Source organism: Streptomyces sp. NPDC004752 (assembly GCF_053601275.1).
The window spans coordinates 40,735-59,352 of record NZ_JBSGBN010000034.1; the positions used below are offsets into that span (position 1 = coordinate 40,735).

An 18,618-nucleotide genomic window follows, 5' to 3' on the forward strand; every position below is an offset into this window, starting at 1 on the left:
ACCCTTTTTACCGGGCTCTCACCGTCCTGGACGCAACCCGAAGCCGCGGCCTACCGTCTTCTCACCGTCGGCCATGATGCGCAGCCGAGCGCCCGTCAGGCGGCGCCGAGCCTCGCCAGCTGCTCCTCGAAGGGCAGTACTCGCAGGGCGTCCGCGGTGTCCGGCCCACCCGGCCCGCTCCCGGCACCCGCCTCGCTCCTGGCGCCCGTCCCGCCGCCGGTGGCCTCCCCGCCGCCGGTGGCCGTCCCGGCCCCCTTCAGGCCGGTCATCAGCGCGGACAGCTCCACCGCCGCCCGGTCGATCCGCTCCGCCAGCCCCTGCGCGCCCCAGTCCTCCGAGGCGGCGTACACGGCGGTGGGTACGACCACGGCCCGCAGGTAGGCGAAAAGGGGGCGCAGGGCGTGCTCCAGGACCAGGGAGTGCCGGGCCGTACCGCCGGTCGCGGCGATCAGCACCGGCTTGCCGGCCAGCGCCTCCTTGTCGAGTACGTCGAAGAAGGACTTGAACAGGCCGCTGTAGGAGGCCGTGAACACCGGGGTGACGACGATCAGCCCGTCCGCCCCCGCGACCGCGTCCAGCGCCGCGGACAGGGCCCGGCCCGGGAAGCCGTTGGTGAGGTTGTGCGCGATCTCCACGGCGAGTTCGCGCACCTCGACGGTCTGGAGGTCCACCGGGGTGTGCCGGGCGGTGGCCGCGGCCAGCCGGTCGGCGAGCAGCCGGGTGGAGGACGGGACGCTCAGTCCCGCCGAGACGACGACGAGCTTCATACGACGGCCACCTCCCCGGCGGCGAGCAGGGACGCGTGGGTGGGGGCTTCGGGCACATCGGCCGGGCGGCCCTTGGCGAACTCCTTGCGCAGCACCGGTACGACCTCTTCGCCGAGCAGGTCGAGCTGTTCCAGCACGGTCTTCAGCGGCAGCCCGGCGTGGTCCATGAGGAACAGCTGGCGCTGGTAGTCGCCGGCGTACTCGCGGAAGGACAGCGTCTTGTCGATGACCTGTTGCGGGGAGCCGACGGTCAGCGGGGTCTGGTCGGTGAAGTCCTCCAGGGAGGGCCCGTGGCCGTAGACCGGCGCGTTGTCGAAGTAGGGCCGGAACTCCCGTATCGCGTCCTGCGAGTTGCGCCGCATGAAGACCTGGCCGCCGAGCCCGACGATCGCCTGCTCGGGCGTGCCGTGCCCGTAGTGGGCATAGCGTTCCCGGTACAGCTCGACCATCCGCTTGGTGTGGTCGGCCGGCCAGAAGATGTTGTTGTGGAAGAAGCCGTCGCCGTAGTAAGCGGCCTGTTCGGCGATCTCCGGGGAGCGGATGGAGCCGTGCCAGACGAACGGCGCTACGCCGTCCAGCGGCCGCGGGGTGGAGGTGAAGCCCTGCAACGGGGTGCGGAACTTGCCCTCCCAGTCGACGACGTCCTCGCGCCACAGTCGGTGGAGCAGGGCGTAGTTCTCGATGGCGAGGTCGATGCCCTGGCGGATGTCCTTGCCGAACCAGGGGTAGACGGGGCCGGTGTTGCCGCGGCCCATCATCAGGTCCACCCGGCCGTCGGCCAGGTGCTGGAGCATCGCGAAGTCCTCCGCGATCTTCACCGGGTCGTTGGTGGTGATCAGGGTCGTGGAGGTGGAGAGGATCAGCTTCTCCGTCTTCGCGGCGACATACCCGAGCATCGTGGTCGGCGAGGACGGCACGAACGGCGGGTTGTGGTGCTCACCGGTCGCGAAGACGTCCAGGCCGACCTCCTCGGCCTTCAGCGCGATGGCGACCATGGCCTTGATGCGCTCGGCCTCGGTCGGCGTACGGCCGGTGGTCGGATCGGGCGTGACGTCGCCGACGCTGAAGATCCCGAACTGCATGGTCGCTCACTCTCCAAGTTGTTGACGGTTCAACTATACCCTGCCAACGGTGGTCCGCCACTCGCTATTCCCCCGGCCAATGTCGGTGCCCCGTCCTACGATCGCGGCATGGCCACCCCACGCCGTGACACCCGGGGCATCGTCGATGCCGCGGAACTCTTCGCGCACGTGGACTTCCGCCGCCGGGAGCCTTTCCCCAAGCTCTCGGCCGCGCTCGAACAGGGGAGACCCCAATCGCCGCTGCGCCCCTACCTTGAGCACTACTGGCTGATCGACTCGGACCTCGGTCGGCCCTACGCCTCCCAGGTCGTCCCGCACCCCTCGGTGAACGTCGTCTTCCAGCACTTCGCGGGCCAGGAGCCGTTCACGGAGATCGCGGGCGTCGGGCTCGGGCTGTTCACCCAGAAACTGGAGGGTAGGGGCCGGGTCTGCGGGATCCAGTTCCGGCCCGGCGGCTTCAGGCCCTTCGCACCGGACCGCCCGGTGGCCGAGTGGACGGGCCGCCGCGTCCGCTTCCCGGCCGTCTGGCCGGACGCCGACCCGCGGGCCGTGCTCGACCCGGACGACGAGGACGCCCGCGTCGCCGCCCTTGACGCGTTCCTGCTCTCCCTCGGCCCCCGGCCCGATCCGCAGGCCGACCTCGCGACGGCCCTGGTGGACCGCATCCGCACCGACCGCTCGATCCGCCGCGTCACGGACTTCGCCCGCGCGGAGGGCCTGTCCGTACGGCTGCTGCAACGGCTCTTCGCCGGGTACGTCGGGGTCGGGCCGAAGTGGGTCATCCTGCGCTACCGCATCCACGAGGCGCTGGAGCGTGCCGAGACCGAGCGCGCGGTGGACTGGGCGGCCCTGGCAGCCGACCTCGGGTACGCGGACCAGGCCCACCTGGTCCGCGACTTCACGGCGACGGTGGGGGTGCCTCCGGCGGCTTATGCGGCGGGGGTCCGCTGACGGCTTGCCCGAAGGCGGGGGCGCCGCTCCGTCCTCCGGCGCCCGTGAGCACCCTGCGCAGGGGAGATCCCGCGCACGATCAGCTCACAGCGGCCCTGCTCGCCGATTCTCCGTGCCTGCGCCACGTTCCGACTGGCGGCGTCGGGCGCTGGTGGTCCTACAGCAGGTGGTCGGCTTTGCCGGCCTTGATGTCGGCGATGAGGGTACGCAGAGCTTCCAAAGAGTCGGTGAGGTAGCGGTCCTCCTGGCCATTGACAGCTATGTAGCCGTTGCCGTCGGCGTCCGTACCGAGGCGGAAGCAGTTGCTTGCATCCTGGCAGAAGGGGCTTTCCCAGGTGATGTCAGGCACTGGTACTCCTCAGCAGATGGTCGGCCTTGCCAGCCTTGATGTCGATGATGAGAGTGCGCAGGACTTCGAGGGAGTCGGTGAGGTAGTGGTCTTCTTGGCCGTTGACGGCTATGTAGCCGTTGCCGTCGGCATCGGTACCGAGGCGGAAGCAGGAGCTGCCCTCGCCGCAGAACGGCGCTTCCCAAGTGATGTCGGCCATCTGGCTTCTCCTCATAGCTGTTGGGCGATCTGGCGGATGCAGGCACGGGACCGCTCCGGGGACAGTGCCAAGTCTTCCAACAGGTCGAGCTGTGCACGGTATTTCGCGAGCTGGCCGTCGGCATGCAGGAAGACTGGTCCATGAGAGTTGTCCACCTGCACGGTATCGAGCTGCTGCACAGGCCCCTCGGTGTAGACGACCGTGTGCCCTGCTCCGGGGAAGGCGCCGTGGCTGAAGGGGAGGACGAGTACGGTGACGTTGTCCCACTCGGAGACCTCCAGCAGGTACTCCAACTGTGCCTGGGCAACGTCTCGTCCGCCGAACTGCATGCGAAGCGCCGCCTCGTGGATCACGGCCACGTACGGGGCCGGGTTGTCGCCAGTGATCACCTTCTGGCGCTCCGAACGGTGTGCCAGTCGGAGAGCGACCTCATGCTCGGGAAGCTGCGGGACGACGGCACGGAAGATGGCCATGGCGTGCGCCGAGGTCTGGAGCAGCCCTGGTACGTGCACGGTGTTCGCGCCCCGCAGACGTACCGCGCTGGCCTCGGTTTCTGAGATGTCCAGCAGGCCCTGGGGCAGGATGCCTCGATAGCGCTCCCACCAGCCTGTACTTGCCTGGGCCAGCTCGACGAGCGCCTCGACGTATGCCTCGTCGGTCACTTCGCAGTTGCAGGCGAGTGTGCGCAGGCGGTCGGCGTTGATACCCCGGACTCCTGACTCGATGTTGGAGATCTTGCCTCGGTCCACACCCAGTAGGCCCGCCGCGAACTCTGCGGACATGCCTGCCACGGTACGGATACGCCGCAGCTCACTCCCCAGTCGCTTCTGCCGTTCCGTGGGGGTCGTCCTCGGGGGCATGGGGTTCCTTCCATCCGATGGGCCCGCTCAGTCGCACTCGGAGGCCGCTTTACCGCTCCGTGGTGAATTCTCTTGAGCGCGTGGAAAATTTACCACCGCCTGCCCTACTGTCAGTATCGCGCAAGTCACACACCGCAACGCCGGAAGCGCACCGCGCGAGCATGCCCGCCTGCCCTGGGACGGGTGTGCACGCGACCAGGGCGGCAGGCCACCGGCGACCCCAAATCCCTCACACAGCCGTGGAGTTCGCCATGCCCGAGATCCCCCTCGTACCCGTCCACTGGCGCTTCCCCGCCCACCCCGCCTCCGTTCGGCGGGCCCGGCATGCCGTCGCCGAATCGCTGCCGGACTTCCTTCGGCCCCATCTCTGCGACGACCTGGGCCTGTTGACTTCGGAGCTGGTCACCAACGCCGTCCGTCATGGCGCTTGCAAGGAGGACGAGGACCTCATCGAACTCGTCCTGTGGCCCGCCGACGGACACTACTGGCTCGCCGTCTCCGACCCGGGTACCGGCAAGCCCGCTCTGGCCCACCCGGACATCGACTCCGAGAGCGGTCGGGGCCTGCTCCTCGTCGAAAGCCTCGCCACCGCCTGGACCGTCCGGCCCCGCCCCACGCGCGGAACGTCCGTGATCGCGGGCCTCTCTGTCCACCCGGGCGGTTGACCAGGCGGAGCCGTCGGCCAGGGAGAGGACGGAAGGCTGCGCGGGTCAGGCTGCCTCGTCATCTCAATCACAGCGAGCGACGGGCGCCTACTGGGAAAGAATCAGTGGCCGTGGCGGACCGCGTAGATCATCACGAACGCGATGATGTGGATGCCGAAGAGGAAGTACGCGAGGAAGTACCAGACCTGACGCTCGTTCTTCGTCTCCTGGGCGAGCCGACGCTTCTCGGCGGCGCGCTCCGGCGAAGGTTCCTCGGACATCAGCCCTCCCGGTGGACCTTGGTGTTCGACGCCTGGGCGCGCGGCCGCAGGATCAGCAGGTCGACGTTGACATGGCTGGGGCGGGTCACCGCCCAGGCGATCGTCTCCGCCACGTCCTCGGCGGAGAGCGGCTCGGCCACACCCTCGTACACCTTCGCCGCCTTCTCCGCGTCACCGCCGAAGCGGGTCAGCGCGAACCCCTCCGTCTTGACCATGCCGGGCGCGATCTCGATGACGCGGACCGGCCGGCCGACGATCTCCAGGCGCAGGGTCTCGGCGAGAACATGGGCACCGTGCTTGGCGGCGACATAGCCCGCGCCGCCCTCGTAGGTGCCGTGACCCGCGGTGGAGGAGACCACCACGACCGTGCCGTCGCCGCTCGCCTCCAGCTTGGGGAGCAGCGCCTGGGTGAGGTTGAGGGTGCCGATGACGTTCGTCTCGTACATCGTGCGCCAGTCCGCGGGGTCGCCGGTGGCGACCGGGTCGGCGCCGAGCGCTCCGCCCGCGTTGTTGACCAGCACGCCGACCGTCGTGAAGGCGGTCGCGAACTCGTCGACGGCAGCCCGGTCGGTGACGTCCAGCGGATACGCCGTCGCCGCGTGCCCGGCCGCGTTGATCTCCTCGGCGAGCGCCTCGATACGGTCCTTGCGGCGGGCCGTGAGGACGACCCGGTACCCGGCGGCGGCCAGCACACGGGCGGTGGCGGCGCCGATTCCGCCGCTCGCACCGGTGACGACGGCGATGCGGGAGGCGACGGGCGGTACGGCGGCGGCCATGGGCTGCTCCTCGGGCGGGCGTGCGGTGCTGTGCCCAGGGTAGGTGACGGCCGCTGCCGCCCACCGCGCGGTGCCGGGGCGACGGATCAGCCGGCCTCGCGCGGCGCCCACATGATCACGGCCATCCCGACGAGGCAGATCAGCGCGCCGGCGATGTCCCAGCGGTCGGGCCGATAGCCGTCGGCGACCACACCCCACAGGATCGAGCCGGCCACGAAGATCCCGCCGTATGCGGCGAGGATGCGGCCGAAGTGGGCGTCGGGCTGGAAGGTCGCGACAAAGCCGTAGGCGCCGAGGGCGAGCACGCCGCCGGTCATCCACAACCAGCCGCGGTGCTCCCGGACGCCCTGCCAGACGAGCCAGGCGCCGCCGATCTCGAAGAGGGCCGCTACGACGAACAGGGCGGCGGAGCGCAGGATCAGCATGAGGGCAGCTTGGCATGCACGGTGTCACCTGATGGACGGCGCCTGCCGCTCGCTCCACGTGGGATACATCCCTGGGTACGCCATGACGTGACACGCGATCGCACGACGGAGTGGGTGGCATGCGGAGGACGAGGGTGCTTGCTGTGTGGGGCGCCGCCGCGCTGGCGGTGGCCGCCGCGACCGGGCCCGCCGGGGCGGCCGGTGTGCCGGAGGCGGACCTGGCCTACCACGGGTCGGCGGTGCTGACCGGGGACCGGGTCGACATCTGGTTCACGCCGCTCAACCACGGGCCGTCCGCGGTGCCCGGGGCGAGCGTGCAGCTGAGCTGGTCGGTACCGCTCGCGGACCGGCTGGAGCTGCCCGCCGGGTGCGCGCGCACGGGCGAGCGGCAGCTGGTGTGCGGAACGGGACCGCTGGCCGCGGACTGGTTCGGGGAGCAGATCCGGCTCGGGCTGAGGCTACGAGGCCGGCCCGCGGAGGTCACGGTGGAACTCGACACGGTGTGGAGCGGCGGCACCGTGGACCGCAACCGGGCCAACGACCGGGGACGGCTGCTGATCCTGGCCACCGGGGACCCGTACTCGTTCTGATCCGGTAGGGCGGCCCGGGTGCACGCACGGCGCGCGAGGAAGGAAGCGGATGAAACGGCAGGGAAAAAACGGCAGGGAAGAAACGGATCGGGCTTAAGCGAATTAAGTGAATTAAGCGAACCAAGCGGATGAAGGGGAGTGTATGACCGGGAACCGGAGCGCGCGGGCGCGGCTGCTGGCGGAGCTGTCCAGCGTCTCCCGCCGGTATCTGGCCTCGTACGCCCTGTTCAACCAGGCCGCCGCCGACCATCTGAGCCTGCACCCCACCGATCTCCAGTGCCTGAACCTGCTCACACTGGAGCGGGCGCCGGTGACGACGGGCCGGGTCGCGGAGCTGACCGGGCTGACGACCGGGTCGGCGACCCGGCTGGTGGACCGGCTGGAGCGGTCGGGCTATGTGGTCCGGAAGCGGGACACGTCCGACCGGCGGCGGGTGCTGGTGGCGGCCGTCCCGGAGCGGATCGCCGAGTTCGAACGGATGTGGGAGCGGCTGGGCGGCGGCTGGTCCGCCCTCTTCGAGGACCTGGACGACACCGAACTCACCACGATCATCCGCCACATGAGACGAACGGTGACCTTCAGCACCGACCGGATCAACCGGCTGCGCGAAACCCGGGCACCGTCCCCGCCGGGCGGGTGAGACCCCGGCGCCCGACCGGGGTCCCCGGGTCCACGGCCTCAACCCTTCAGGCAGAAGATCCTCGGCCTCAGCCCTTCACGCAGACGGTCCACGGCGTCGGCCTTTCACGCAAACGGTCCACGGCCTCAACCCTTCACACAGACGACCTGCTTCAGCTTCGCGACGACCGCGACCAGGTCCCGCTGCTGGTCGATGACCTGCTCGATCGGCTTGTAGGCGCCCGGGATCTCGTCGACCACGCCGGAGTCCTTGCGGCACTCCACGCCGCGCGTCTGCTCCTCCAGGTCCTTCGTGGAGAAGCGGCGCTTGGCGGCGTTGCGGCTCATGCGCCGGCCGGCGCCGTGCGACGCGGAGTTGAAGGACTTCTCGTTCCCGAGGCCCTGCACGATGTACGAACCCGTGCCCATCGAGCCCGGGATGATCCCGTACTCGCCGGAGCCCGCGCGGATCGCGCCCTTTCGGGTGACGAGCAGGTCCATGCCCTCGTAGCGCTCGCGGCTCACATAGTTGTGATGGCAGCTCACCTCGGGCTCGAAGGTCACGTTGGCCTTCTTGAACTCCTTGCGGACGACGTCCTTGAGGAGCGCCATCATCATCGACCGGTTGTACCGCGCGTACTCCTGGGCCCAGTACAGATCGTGCTCGTACGCCGCCATCTGCGGGGTGTCCGCCACGAAGACGGCGAGGTCGCGGTCGACCAGGCCCTGGTTGTGCGCAAGGCTTTGGGCGACACCGATGTGGTGCTCCGCGAGTTCCTTGCCGATGTTGCGGGAGCCGGAGTGCAGCATGAGCCAGACGGCGCCGGACGTGTCGACGCACACCTCGCAGAAGTGGTTGCCCGAGCCGAGCGTGCCCATCTGCTTGCGCGCCCGCTCCGCCCGGAATTTGACCGCGTCCGCGACCCCGTCGAACCGCTCCCAGAACCCGTCCCACTGTGCGGTGGCCAGGCCGTGGAAACGGGACGGATGAACAGGGTCCTCGTGCATCCCCCGGCCCACCGGAATCGCTTGCTCGATCTTCGAACGGAGCCGGGACAGGTCCCCCGGCAGGTCGTTCTCGGTCAGCGACGTCCGCACCGCCGACATCCCGCAGCCGATGTCCACGCCCACCGCGGCCGGGCACACCGCTCCCTGCATGGCGATGACCGATCCGACCGTCGCGCCCTTGCCGTAGTGGACGTCGGGCATCACGGCCAGGCCCTTGATCCAGGGCAGCGTGGCGACGTTGCGCAACTGCTGCAACGCGCCGTCCTCGACCGTGGCGGGGTCGGTCCACAGCCGGATGGGGACCTTCGCGCCCGGTATTTCCACGTACGACATATCTTCCTCATTCCCCCGAGAATTCAGCAACAGCCCAAGAAGCGACAAACCGCAAATAAGACGCCAAGATCGACGAAAAGCGACAACGGACCGGCGTGTACGGCAGCGCGTGCGATACACATTGTCTCCAGGAGGCGCCCCGCTGCGGCAAGCGAATAACCAAGCGATTGACCAGCGGGGACACCGGAGGACCGAACGCACCGACACCGTCGAGAGGACCCTGACCGTGCAGCGGAAGGCATACGCAATCGGCACCGCCGCTCTCCTCGCGGCGCTGCTGACCGGCTGCACCGGCGGGTCCGGTGACAAGGGGGCGGAGGACAACGCGAACCCGGGCGACACCGGCACGGCGACCGCGGCGGCCCAGCCCGGCAAGTACCGGACGCTCCCCGAGCCCTGCGGCGCGGTCGACCGCGGCACCCTCGACTCCCTGCTGCCCGGCATCAGGCAGATCGCCGACCAGGACCAGCGGACCAAGGCGTACGAGGGCACCGCGACACTGACGTACGACACGGACCGCAAGGTCGGCTGCCGCTGGAAGGTCGACTCCGCCGACGCCACCGACCACCTTCTCGTCGACTTCGAGCGGGTCGTGTCGTACGACAACGCCGTCAGCGACGACAGCCAGGCGCAGAACCAGTTCGCGGCCAGGCAGACGGCGGCCGACCTGCCCGAGCCCAGCGCGTCCGTCTCCTCCTCGGCGCCCACGGCCGGCGACGAACCGACCACCGGCGCCTCCCCCAGCGGCTCGCCCTCGCCCTCGGCCTCGCCCTCGGGCTCCTCCCCCTCCTCCTCTTCTTCCCCCTCTTCTCCTTCGGCCGACGCGTCCGAAGGTGCCACCCCGCCCGATCTCCAGCCGCGCGTACTCGACGACCTGGGCGACGAGTCCTTCCTCGACGACAAGCTCGGCGGGTCGGGTTCGACGGCCGCACAGCGGACGGTGACTGTGGTGTTCCGCACGTCCAACGTGATCGTGACCATCGAGTACGCGGAGCAGCCGACGACCATCGGCGTCACCCCGGACAGCAAGGAAATGCAGGACAGGGCGCGAAATCTGGCCACGCAACTGGCCGACTCGCTGGGCGGCTGACGGCCCCCTCGCCCGCTTCCGGGGCGCTCCCCGAGGCGCGCGAACCGGAACCGCGCCACTGATTCACCGCGTACCGTGGCCCCGCGGACCCGATCGAACGCAGGAACACGAGCGTCATGAGTGAAGGAACCATGCAGCGAGCAGACCAGCGAGACGACCAGCGTGATCAGCGTGACCGGCGAGCGGGGAGGCTGCGCCGCGTCCTTGTCTGCGCGGCCGCCGTTCCGGCGGTCCTCGTCTCCGCCGGCTGCTCCTCGGACTCCGGCTCCCAGGCCGACAAGGCCACACAGTCCCCGAGCGGCAGCGCGGGCGAAAGCTCCGTGAGCCCCTCGCCCACCGTTCAGGCCGCCGCATACCGCAAGTTGCCGGAGTCGTGCGCCGTGCTGTCGAAGAAGACGCTCGGCGAACTCGTCCCGAAGGGGACGGCGTCGGGCAAGGAGGGCGGCTCGAACGACACCTCGTCCCGGGCCAGTTGCTCCTGGACCAGCCTGGCCGACAACGGGGTGAAGGGCTCCCAGTTCCGCTGGCTGAGCGTCTCCCTGCTGCGTTTCGAGTCCGACACCCACCGCGGCTCGGCCGACGAGCAGGCGCAGCAGTACTACACCAAGCAGGTCCAGGACGCGAAGGCCGTCGACTTGGCCAAGAACGTCACGTCGCAGCCGCTCGCCGGGACGGGCGACGAGGCGACCACGGTGCGCTACGACCTGAAGAAGAAGGAAGGCGCCTTCAAGCAGCAGACGGTCGTGACCCGCGTCGAGAACGTCGTCATCACCCTCGACTACAACGGAGCGGGCCTGGCCGGCGAGAAGACCCCGAACGCCGACGACTTGGCGAAGTCCGCGCAGAAGGCCGCCAAGGAGGCCGTGGCCGCGGTGTCGTCGGCGAACGACGGGGGCGGCTCGCCGTCCGCGTCGCCCTCCAAGTCGGCGTCCGAGTCGGAGTCCAAGTCGCCCTCCAAGTCGGCGTCGCCCGCCGCGTCCGAGTCGGCCAAGAAGAGCTGACCGACGGCCTGCTGACGGACCGGCGACACGCGCACCGCACACATGTGCCACCCTGTTGCGCGCAACCACACGCAAAGGGAGGGGAGTACGGGTGGCCGCGCCAATCCAGCTGACCCGGATGCACCGGGTTCTCATCGGCGTGGTCGTGACCGGCGCCGTGATCATCGCCGGCATCGGCTTCGCCGGTTCCTACGCGGCGGTCCGTGAGCTGGCCCTCAAGAAGGGGTTCGGGGGGTTCTCCTACGTCTTCCCGATCGGCATCGACGCGGGCATCTGCGTCCTGCTCGCCCTGGACCTGCTGCTGACCTGGATCCGTATCCCCTTCCCGCTGCTGCGCCAGACGGCCTGGCTGCTGACCGCGGCGACGATCGCCTTCAACGGCGCCGCGGCCTGGCCCGACCCGCTGGGCGTGGGTATGCACGCGGTGATCCCGATCCTGTTCGTGGTCTCGGTCGAGGCCGCCCGGCACGCCATCGGCCGTATCGCCGACATCACGGCGGACAAGCACATGGAGGGCGTCCGCCTCACCCGCTGGCTCCTCTCCCCCGTCCCGACGTTCCTGCTGTGGCGCCGCATGAAGCTGTGGGAGCTGCGCTCCTACGAGCAGGTGATCAAGCTGGAGCAGGAACGACTCGTGTACCAGGCACGGCTGCGCTCCCGCTTCGGCCGCGCGTGGCGCCGCAAGGCCCCCGTGGAGTCCCTGATGCCACTCCGCCTGGCCAAGTACGGGGTGCCGCTCGGGGAGACGGCGCCCTCGGGCCTGGCGGCGGCGGGCATCGAACCGGCGCTGATACCCGCGCCGCCCCGGCAGGCGGAGCTGCCGGCGGCCGTCGCCCCCGACCGGGCGGCCGCCGAGCCGGCACCCGTCCAGCAGCCGTCGGCGCCCGTCGACGAGCAGCAGCACCCCGGTCTCGTCAAGCAGGACGCCGGGCAGCCGGAGGCCGCGCAGGATCCGGAGCAGAGCCCCTGGTTCCAGCCGAACCCCCAGCACGCCGGCTACCAGGGCGGTTACGACCCCTCGTTCGACCCGGGCTACGACCCGGCGTACGAGCCCGGATACGGCCCCGGGTACGGCCCCGACGAGCAGTACGAGCAGCAGTGGTTCGAGGCACGCCAGTACCCGGACCGACGGCTGGACGGACCCCACCAGGACCAGCAGTACCAGGACCAGCAGATGGACGAGCCGCACCAGGAGCCGCAGTACCAGGACCACCGGGTGGACGGACCGCACCAGCAGCCGCCGCACCGGAACCAGCAGGTGGACGGGCCCTACCAGGAACCGCAGTACCACCAGCCGCCGCACCAGGAGCCCGAGGCGCCCGCCCCTTCCCCCGAGGACACCGGCAGCTTCCCGATCCCGGTGGGCCCGAACCGCACCCGGGAGCTGGGCGGGGGCGGCGGCACCCCGCCCCCGAAGCCGGACGAGGACTCGTACTACCAGGTGTTCAAGAAGTCGATCAACGGCAGCTATCCGACCCCGCGTGAGTTCGGCGACAACGTCGAGGCCGAGTTCGGCACGCCGCTGCCCGGGGACGAGGCCAAGCGTCTGGTCAGCCGCTTCACCAACCGCCACACCGCGGAACTGGAAGAGGACCACATCGCCTGAGCCCCACGAACGACGCGAACGACGCGAACGACGAGGGCCCGCCGCCCGACCCGGCACGATGACGAAGGGGCGCCCGGTTACCGGGCGCCCCTTCGTCATCGTGCCGGGATGTGCAGGGATCACTCCCCGAGCAGGGCCCGTACCCGGTCCTGGCCGACCGCCAGCAGCAGCGTGGGCAGGCGCGGACCGGTGTCACGGCCGACGAGCAGGTGGTAGAGCAGCGCGAAGAACGACCGCTGGGCGGTCTTGATCTCCGGCGGCAGTTCCTTCGGCGTGGCGTCGGCGGAGAACCCGGCCTGCACCTTGGGCACGCCGTACACGAGGTGGGTCAGCCCGTCCAGCGACCAGTTCTCGGCCAGCCCGTCGAGCAGCAGCCGCAGCGACTGCTGCCCCCGCTCGTCGAGTGACTTCAGCAGCTCGGCGTCGGGCTCCTCGCGCACGATGGTGCGCTGGTCGGCCGGGACCTGGGTGTTGATCCACGCCTCGGCCCTGTCGTACCGCGGACGCGCCTCGTCGAGCGAGCCCAGCGGATCGGCCGGGTCGAGTTCGGACAGGATGCGCAGGGCCTGGTCCTGGTGGCCGGCGGTGATGTCGGCGACGGACGCCAGCGTGCGGTACGGCAGCGGGTGCGGCGTCCTCGGCAGCTCGCCGGCGGCCGTGCCGACGGCGCGCGTGTAGGCGGCGATGTCCCCGGGGAGCACGGCGCCCTCGGCGACCTTGGCCGCGAGCTTGTCCCACTCGTCGTACAGACGCTGGATCTCCTGGTCGAAGGCGATCTTGAAGGACTGGTTCGGCCTGCGGCGGGCGTACAGCCAGCGCAGCAGCTGAGGCTCCATGATCTTCAGCGCGTCGGCCGGGGTGGGCACACCGCCGCGGGACGACGACATCTTCGCCATGCCGCTGATCCCGACGAACGCGTACATCGGGCCGATGGGCCGCTCACCGCCGAAGATCCCGACGATCTGGCCGCCGACCTGGAAGCTGGACCCCGGCGAGGAGTGGTCCACACCGGAGGGCTCGAAGACGACCCCCTCGTACGCCCAGCGCATCGGCCAGTCGACCTTCCACACCAGCTTGCCCCGGTCGAACTCGCTCAGCCGGACGGTCTCCGTGAAGCCGCAGGCGCCGCAGGTGTACGTCAGCTCGGTGCTGTCGTCGTCGTACGCGGTGACGGTGGTGAGGTCCTTCTCGCAGCCGCCGCAGTACGGCTTGTACGGGAAGTAGCCGGCGGAGCCGGAGCTGCCGTCGTCCTCGCTCGCCGCGCCGGAGCCCTCCTCGGCCTCCAGCTCGGCCTCGTCGACCGGCTTCTGCGACTGCTTCTTCCCCGTCGGCTTGGTCCGGTACTGCGCGAGGATCGCGTCGATGTCACCGCGGTGCCGCATCGCGTGCAGGATCTGCTCGCGGTAGGCGCCGGAGGTGTACTGCGCGGTCTGGCTGATCCCGTCGAACTCCACGCCCAGTTCGGCCAGCGACCCGACCATGGCGGCCTTGAAGTGCTCGGACCAGTTCGGGTACGCGGAGCCCCGCGGCGCGGGCACGGAGGTCAGCGGCTTGCCGATGTGCTCGGCCCAGGACTCGTCCACGCCCGCGACGCCGGCCGGGACCTTGCGGTAGCGGTCGTAGTCGTCCCAGGAGATCAGGTGCCGGACCTGGTGGCCGCGGCGGCGGATCTCGTCGGCGACCAGGTGCGGGGTCATGACCTCGCGCAGGTTGCCCAGGTGGATGGGGCCGGAGGGGGAGAGGCCGGACGCGACGACGACTGGTTTGCCCGGGGCCCGACGCTCCGACTCCTCGATGACCTCATCCGCGAAACGGGAGACCCAGTCGATGGTCTCGGTGCTCTGAGCCACGATCGGCACGTCCTTCTATCTGAACGGTTGACGCTCCATTGTCACAGACGGGCCCGCGACCGGGAAAACCGCTTTACCCCCCGTGGGATACTGACCGGGACCATCCATTCCCACGAGGAGAACGGCACCCCTTCCTATGGCCTCGGTCACGTCCCTCAGCGACTCCGTACAGCAGCGTCTCGCGGCGGCCCTCTCGGCGGCCCTGCCGGACGCCGACTCCACGGACCCGCTGCTGCGACGAAGCGACCGGGCGGACTTCCAGGCCAACGGGATCCTGGCGCTCGCCAAGAAGGCCAAGGCCAACCCGCGGGAGCTGGCGACCGAGGTCGTCTCCCAGGTCGTCACCAATGAGGTGACCGAAAGCATCGCCGAAACCAGCACCGAGACCATCACCGAGACCATCATCGAGAAGATCGAGGTCTCCGGGCCCGGCTTCCTGAACATCACCATCGGCGACGGCGCGATCACCCGGAACCTCGCGGAGCGGTACGCGGACGAGACGGGCCGCCTCGGCGTGCCGCACGCCCCCGACCCCGGCACGACGGTGATCGACTACGCCCAGCCGAACGTGGCGAAGCAGATGCACGTCGGCCATCTGCGCTCGGCCGTCATCGGCGACGCGATGGTCCAGATCCTGGAGTTCACCGGCGAGAACGTGGTCCGCCGCCACCACATCGGCGACTGGGGCACCCAGTTCGGCATGCTCATCCAGTACCTGGACGAGCACCCGCACGAGCTGGACCACAAGGCCGGCGAGGACGCCGCGGCCTCGGGCGAGGAGGCGATGTCGAACCTGGACCGCCTCTACAAGGCGGCGCGCAAACTCTTCGATGCCGACGAGGAGTTCAAGACGCGGGCCCGGCGCCGGGTGGTCGAACTTCAGGCCGGCGAGCCGCACACGCTCGCCATGTGGCAGAAGTTCGTGGACGAGTCGAAGATCTACTTCTTCTCGGTCTTCGAGAAGCTGGACATGGAGATCCGCGACCCGGACATCGTCGGCGAGTCCGGGTACAACGACATGCTGGCCGAGACCTGCCGCCTCCTGGAGGAGTCCGGCGTGGCGGTCCGCTCCGAAGGCGCGCTCTGCGTCTTCTTCGACGACGTCAAGGGCCCGGACGGCAAGCCGGTCCCGCTGATCGTGCAGAAGTCCGACGGTGGCTACGGCTACGCGGCGACGGACCTGTCGGCGATCCGGGACCGCGTCTTCAACCTGAAGGCGGACACGCTGCTGTACGTGGTCGACGCCCGCCAGTCGCTGCACTTCAACATGGTCTTCGAGACGGCCCGCCGGGCGGGCTGGCTGAACGGGGACGCGACGGCACGGCATCTGGCGTTCGGTACGGTCCTCGGCAAGGACGGCAAGCCGTTCAAGACGCGTGAGGGCGAGACGGTCCGGCTGGTCGACCTCCTGGACGAGGCGATCGGCCGGGCCACGTCGGTCGTCCGCGAGAAGGCCGAGAAGGTGGGCCTGACCGAGCAGGAGATCGTCGAGAACGGCCGGTATGTCGGCATCGGTGCGGTGAAGTACGCGGACCTGTCCACATCGGCGGTGCGGGACTACAAGTTCGACATCGACCAGATGGTCTCGCTCAACGGCGACACCTCGGTCTATCTGCAGTACGCGTACGCCCGTATCCAGTCGATCCTGCGCAAGGCGGGCGAGGCCCGCCCGGCCGCCCACCCGGAGCTGCCGCTGGCGCCGGCCGAGCGCGCGCTGGGCCTGCACCTGGACCAGTTCGCCGAGACGCTCCACGAGGTGGCCACGGCGGGCGAACCGCACAAACTGGCCGCGTACCTCTACCACCTGGCCACGCTGCTGACGGCGTTCTACGACCAGTGCCCGGTCCTGAAGGCCGACACCCCGGAGCAGACCGCGAACCGCCTGTTCCTCGTCGACCTCACGGCCCGCACACTGCACCGCGGCATGAGCCTGCTGGGCATCCGCACGCCCGAGCGGCTCTGACCCACACCACCGCACTCAGGCCACCGCACTCAGGCACGCACGGCCGCTGCCGGAATCACCTTCCGGTGGGGGCCGTTCGCGTTGTCAGTGGCTGCCCGTACAGTCGCCGCATGGCGACTCTTCCCAACCCGCTGCCCAAACTGGCGGCCGACCCGAGCGGGCGTTCCCTGGGGCTCCGGCTCCCGCCCGGACGACTGATCGACGCGACGGAGGACGGGCCCTGGCCGGAGCCCCTGCTGTGGCACGCCGAGAAGTCGGCCGCCCCCGGCAGCTGGGCGGCGCTGGGCGTACCGGCCGGCCGGGTGGGCCTGCTGCCCGTGCTCCTCGATCTGGGCACCCCCCAAGGCGGCCCGGAGCAGTGGGAGTTGTCCCCGCCGGACACCTCGTATCCGGGGGACCACGACGCCGAGGACGTGCTCGCGGAGTACTGGGAGGATGCGGGCGACGACGGCGAGGAGGACGGCTTTGATCCCGAACTGGCCCGGTTCCTGGCACCGTTCGGGGCGGACTGGCCCGGACTGGCGCCCGCCGGATCACTCACCGTCGAGCCCGGCGCCTGCGCCGCTCAGATCGCCGACCTGCTGAGCGGCGCCGACACGGGCGGCCACGCGCCCGCCGGGTTCAAGGATCCGCATCTGGCGCTCGTCCCGGCCCGCCGCTCCGCCGACATCCCCGCCGTCATCGGCTGGTCCGGCCCGGTCAACCATGAGAACGACGTCGCCCGGCTCTGCGCGGTGCTGCGCTCGTGGGAGGACCGCTTCGGCATACGAGTGGTCGCCCTCGGCTTCGACACGCTGGTCGTCTCCGTGGCCGCGCCGCCCGCCACCCGGGCCGAGGCGGAGGCGCTGGCGGCCGAACACTTCGCGTTCTGCCCGGACAACCTCACCCAGAACGGCTCGGGCGACCTCGGCGACTACGCCGAGGACCTGATCGGCGAACGGGCCTGGACCTTCTGGTGGGACTGATCCGCTGCCCCCGCACCCGCCCGGCCGGTCCGGACCGCACCCAGCTCCATCCGGACCGCACGGGCCGTACGGGTCGGCTCAGCAGTCGGTCCGGTCCGGGCGGTCTCCGGACAGCCGGGCCGCGCCCCGAAGGCGGAGGTCAGCGCAGCCGCTGGGCCACCTCGGTGGCCCAGTAGGTGAGGATGTTGCGCGCCCCGGCCCGCTTGATGCCGGTCAGCGTCTCGATGATCGCCCGGTCCCGTTCGATCCAGCCCTTCTCCGCGGCGGCCTCGATCATCGAGTACTCGCCGGAGATCTGGTAGGCGGCGACGGGCACGTCCACCGCGTCGGCGACCCGGGCCAGGATGTCGAGGTAGGGCCCGGCCGGCTTCACCATCACCATGTCGGCCCCCTCCGCCAGGTCCAGCGCCAACTCCCTGAGCGCCTCACGCCCGTTGGCGGGGTCCTGCTGGTAGGTCTTCCGGTCGCCCTTGAGCGAGGAGGCGACGGCCTCCCGGAACGGCCCGTAGAAGGCGGACGAGTACTTGGCGGTGTAGGCGAGGATCGCCACATCCTCCCGCCCGATCTGGTCCAGGGCGTCCCGGATGACCCCGATCTGCCCGTCCATCATCCCGCTGGGCCCGACCACATGGGCACCGGCATCGGCCTGCACCTGGGCCATCTCGGCGTACCGCTCCAGGGTGGCGTCGTTGTCGACGCGCCCCTGCGCGTCGACGACTCCGCAGTGCCCGTGATCGGTGGTCTCATCCAGGCACACATCGGACATGACGAGCAGATCGTCGCCGACCTCGGCCCGCACATCGCGGATCGCGACCTGGAGGATCCCGTCCGGGTCGGTCCCCGCAGTTCCGATCGCGTCCTTCTTGGCCTCCTCGGGGACCCCGAACAGCATGATCCCGGAGATCCCCGCCTCGACCGCCTCCGCGGCGGCCTTCTTCAGGCTGTCGCGGGTGTGCTGCACGACACCCGGCATGGCGGCGATCGGCACGGGCTCGCGCACGCCCTCCCGCACGAACGCGGGCAGGATGAAGTCCGCCGGATGCAGCCGGGTCTCGGCGACCATGCGGCGCATGACGGGGGTGGTGCGCAGCCGACGGGGACGCGTACCGGGGAAAGATCCGTACTTCGTCATGGCTTCTACGCTACGCCCGCCCCGGCCCCCCTTTTGCCGACGGCCAGTCGGCCTCCGGACCTCCGGGAAACCCGCCGCGAACCCCCGCCCACGGCCTGCACGGACGGGTCGGATCTCCCCGGCCGCCC

20 protein-coding genes are annotated in these 18,618 nt (G+C 70.2%); 9 read left to right on the forward strand and 11 right to left on the reverse strand.

Translation table 11 applies throughout. The features are described from left to right. Window positions 1-95: 95 nt before the first annotated feature. Both ACWEKM_RS16675 and ACWEKM_RS16680 read right to left on the reverse strand, forming a co-directional pair. Complete coding sequence (locus ACWEKM_RS16675; RefSeq protein WP_451621897.1) at window positions 96-767, reverse strand: FMN reductase; 672 nt, start codon at window positions 765-767, stop codon at window positions 96-98. Further along, window positions 764-1,849, reverse strand: coding sequence for an LLM class flavin-dependent oxidoreductase (locus tag ACWEKM_RS16680; protein ID WP_451621898.1), 1,086 nt, complete (start codon window positions 1,847-1,849; stop codon window positions 764-766). The genes ACWEKM_RS16675 and ACWEKM_RS16680 overlap by 4 nt, the downstream gene beginning before the upstream one ends. 108 nt (window positions 1,850-1,957) lie before the next feature. On the opposite strand from ACWEKM_RS16680, the gene ACWEKM_RS16685 reads away from it, so the two are divergent. After that, window positions 1,958-2,800 (forward strand): AraC family transcriptional regulator, encoded by an 843-nt coding sequence (locus ACWEKM_RS16685; protein WP_451621899.1) that lies wholly within the window; start codon window positions 1,958-1,960, stop codon window positions 2,798-2,800. Window positions 2,801-2,957: 157 nt separating this feature from the next. Here ACWEKM_RS16685 and ACWEKM_RS16690 read toward each other — a convergent pair whose 3' ends face one another. Genes ACWEKM_RS16690 through ACWEKM_RS16700 form a run of 3 tightly spaced genes read right to left on the reverse strand, consistent with a single transcriptional unit; the run spans window position 2,958 to window position 4,208 of the window. Beyond that, window positions 2,958-3,149: a hypothetical protein gene (locus tag ACWEKM_RS16690; RefSeq protein ID WP_451621900.1), complete on the reverse strand. Its 192-nt coding sequence runs from the start codon at window positions 3,147-3,149 to the stop codon at window positions 2,958-2,960. Continuing rightward, window positions 3,142-3,348: a hypothetical protein gene (locus ACWEKM_RS16695; protein ID WP_451621901.1), complete on the reverse strand. Its 207-nt coding sequence runs from the start codon at window positions 3,346-3,348 to the stop codon at window positions 3,142-3,144. The genes ACWEKM_RS16690 and ACWEKM_RS16695 overlap by 8 nt, the downstream gene beginning before the upstream one ends. An 11-nt stretch (window positions 3,349-3,359) precedes the next feature. Then, window positions 3,360-4,208, reverse strand: a complete 849-nt coding sequence (locus ACWEKM_RS16700) for a helix-turn-helix domain-containing protein (RefSeq protein ID WP_451621902.1) — start codon at window positions 4,206-4,208, stop codon at window positions 3,360-3,362. A gap of 251 nt (window positions 4,209-4,459) precedes the next feature. On the opposite strand from ACWEKM_RS16700, the gene ACWEKM_RS16705 reads away from it, so the two are divergent. Continuing rightward, on the forward strand, window positions 4,460-4,873 hold the full coding sequence (locus ACWEKM_RS16705; protein ID WP_451621903.1) for an ATP-binding protein: 414 nt from the start codon (window positions 4,460-4,462) through the stop codon (window positions 4,871-4,873). A 101-nt stretch (window positions 4,874-4,974) separates the two neighbouring features. Here ACWEKM_RS16705 and ACWEKM_RS16710 read toward each other — a convergent pair whose 3' ends face one another. The 3 genes from ACWEKM_RS16710 to ACWEKM_RS16720 form a co-directional block, all read right to left on the reverse strand. Next, window positions 4,975-5,133, reverse strand: a complete 159-nt coding sequence (locus tag ACWEKM_RS16710; protein ID WP_451621904.1) for a hypothetical protein — start codon at window positions 5,131-5,133, stop codon at window positions 4,975-4,977. Continuing rightward, window positions 5,133-5,909, reverse strand: a complete 777-nt coding sequence (locus ACWEKM_RS16715; protein ID WP_451621905.1) for an SDR family NAD(P)-dependent oxidoreductase — start codon at window positions 5,907-5,909, stop codon at window positions 5,133-5,135. The genes ACWEKM_RS16710 and ACWEKM_RS16715 overlap by 1 nt, the downstream gene beginning before the upstream one ends. 86 nt (window positions 5,910-5,995) lie before the next feature. Next, on the reverse strand, window positions 5,996-6,334 hold the full coding sequence (locus ACWEKM_RS16720) for a YnfA family protein (RefSeq protein ID WP_451621906.1): 339 nt from the start codon (window positions 6,332-6,334) through the stop codon (window positions 5,996-5,998). A gap of 119 nt (window positions 6,335-6,453) precedes the next feature. On the opposite strand from ACWEKM_RS16720, the gene ACWEKM_RS16725 reads away from it, so the two are divergent. Further along, window positions 6,454-6,924 (forward strand): hypothetical protein, encoded by a 471-nt coding sequence (locus tag ACWEKM_RS16725; RefSeq protein WP_451621907.1) that lies wholly within the window; start codon window positions 6,454-6,456, stop codon window positions 6,922-6,924. 142 nt (window positions 6,925-7,066) lie between these two features. Continuing rightward, on the forward strand, window positions 7,067-7,564 hold the full coding sequence (locus ACWEKM_RS16730) for a MarR family winged helix-turn-helix transcriptional regulator (protein ID WP_451621908.1): 498 nt from the start codon (window positions 7,067-7,069) through the stop codon (window positions 7,562-7,564). Window positions 7,565-7,689: 125 nt separating this feature from the next. Here ACWEKM_RS16730 and ACWEKM_RS16735 read toward each other — a convergent pair whose 3' ends face one another. Continuing rightward, on the reverse strand, window positions 7,690-8,883 hold the full coding sequence (locus ACWEKM_RS16735; protein WP_451621909.1) for an RtcB family protein: 1,194 nt from the start codon (window positions 8,881-8,883) through the stop codon (window positions 7,690-7,692). Between the two features lie 226 nt (window positions 8,884-9,109). Here ACWEKM_RS16735 and ACWEKM_RS16740 point away from each other — a divergent pair, with 226 nt between their 5' ends. The 3 genes from ACWEKM_RS16740 to ACWEKM_RS16750 all read left to right on the forward strand — a co-directional run bounded on the left by ACWEKM_RS16740 (window position 9,110) and on the right by ACWEKM_RS16750 (window position 12,580). Then, window positions 9,110-9,973: a DUF3558 domain-containing protein gene (locus ACWEKM_RS16740; protein ID WP_451621910.1), complete on the forward strand. Its 864-nt coding sequence runs from the start codon at window positions 9,110-9,112 to the stop codon at window positions 9,971-9,973. A gap of 116 nt (window positions 9,974-10,089) precedes the next feature. Continuing rightward, on the forward strand, window positions 10,090-10,974 hold the full coding sequence (locus tag ACWEKM_RS16745) for a DUF3558 domain-containing protein (protein ID WP_451621911.1): 885 nt from the start codon (window positions 10,090-10,092) through the stop codon (window positions 10,972-10,974). 91 nt (window positions 10,975-11,065) lie between these two features. Next, window positions 11,066-12,580: a DUF2637 domain-containing protein gene (locus tag ACWEKM_RS16750; protein WP_451621912.1), complete on the forward strand. Its 1,515-nt coding sequence runs from the start codon at window positions 11,066-11,068 to the stop codon at window positions 12,578-12,580. A gap of 119 nt (window positions 12,581-12,699) precedes the next feature. Here the strand turns inward: ACWEKM_RS16750 and lysS are convergent, their stop codons facing one another. Then, on the reverse strand, window positions 12,700-14,439 hold the full coding sequence (lysS, locus tag ACWEKM_RS16755) for a lysine--tRNA ligase (RefSeq protein ID WP_451621913.1): 1,740 nt from the start codon (window positions 14,437-14,439) through the stop codon (window positions 12,700-12,702). Window positions 14,440-14,566: 127 nt separating this feature from the next. On the opposite strand from lysS, the gene argS reads away from it, so the two are divergent. Both argS and ACWEKM_RS16765 read left to right on the forward strand, forming a co-directional pair. Beyond that, window positions 14,567-16,393: an arginine--tRNA ligase gene (gene argS / locus ACWEKM_RS16760; RefSeq protein ID WP_451621914.1), complete on the forward strand. Its 1,827-nt coding sequence runs from the start codon at window positions 14,567-14,569 to the stop codon at window positions 16,391-16,393. Between the two features lie 110 nt (window positions 16,394-16,503). Then, the gene (locus ACWEKM_RS16765) at window positions 16,504-17,358 is read left to right on the forward strand and encodes a DUF4253 domain-containing protein (RefSeq protein WP_451621915.1); all 855 of its coding nucleotides are present in this window, start codon (window positions 16,504-16,506) and stop codon (window positions 17,356-17,358) included. A gap of 139 nt (window positions 17,359-17,497) precedes the next feature. On the opposite strand, the gene hemB is transcribed toward ACWEKM_RS16765, so the two are convergent. After that, complete coding sequence (hemB, locus tag ACWEKM_RS16770) at window positions 17,498-18,490, reverse strand: porphobilinogen synthase (protein ID WP_451621916.1); 993 nt, start codon at window positions 18,488-18,490, stop codon at window positions 17,498-17,500. Between the last annotated feature and the right edge of the window lie 128 nt (window positions 18,491-18,618).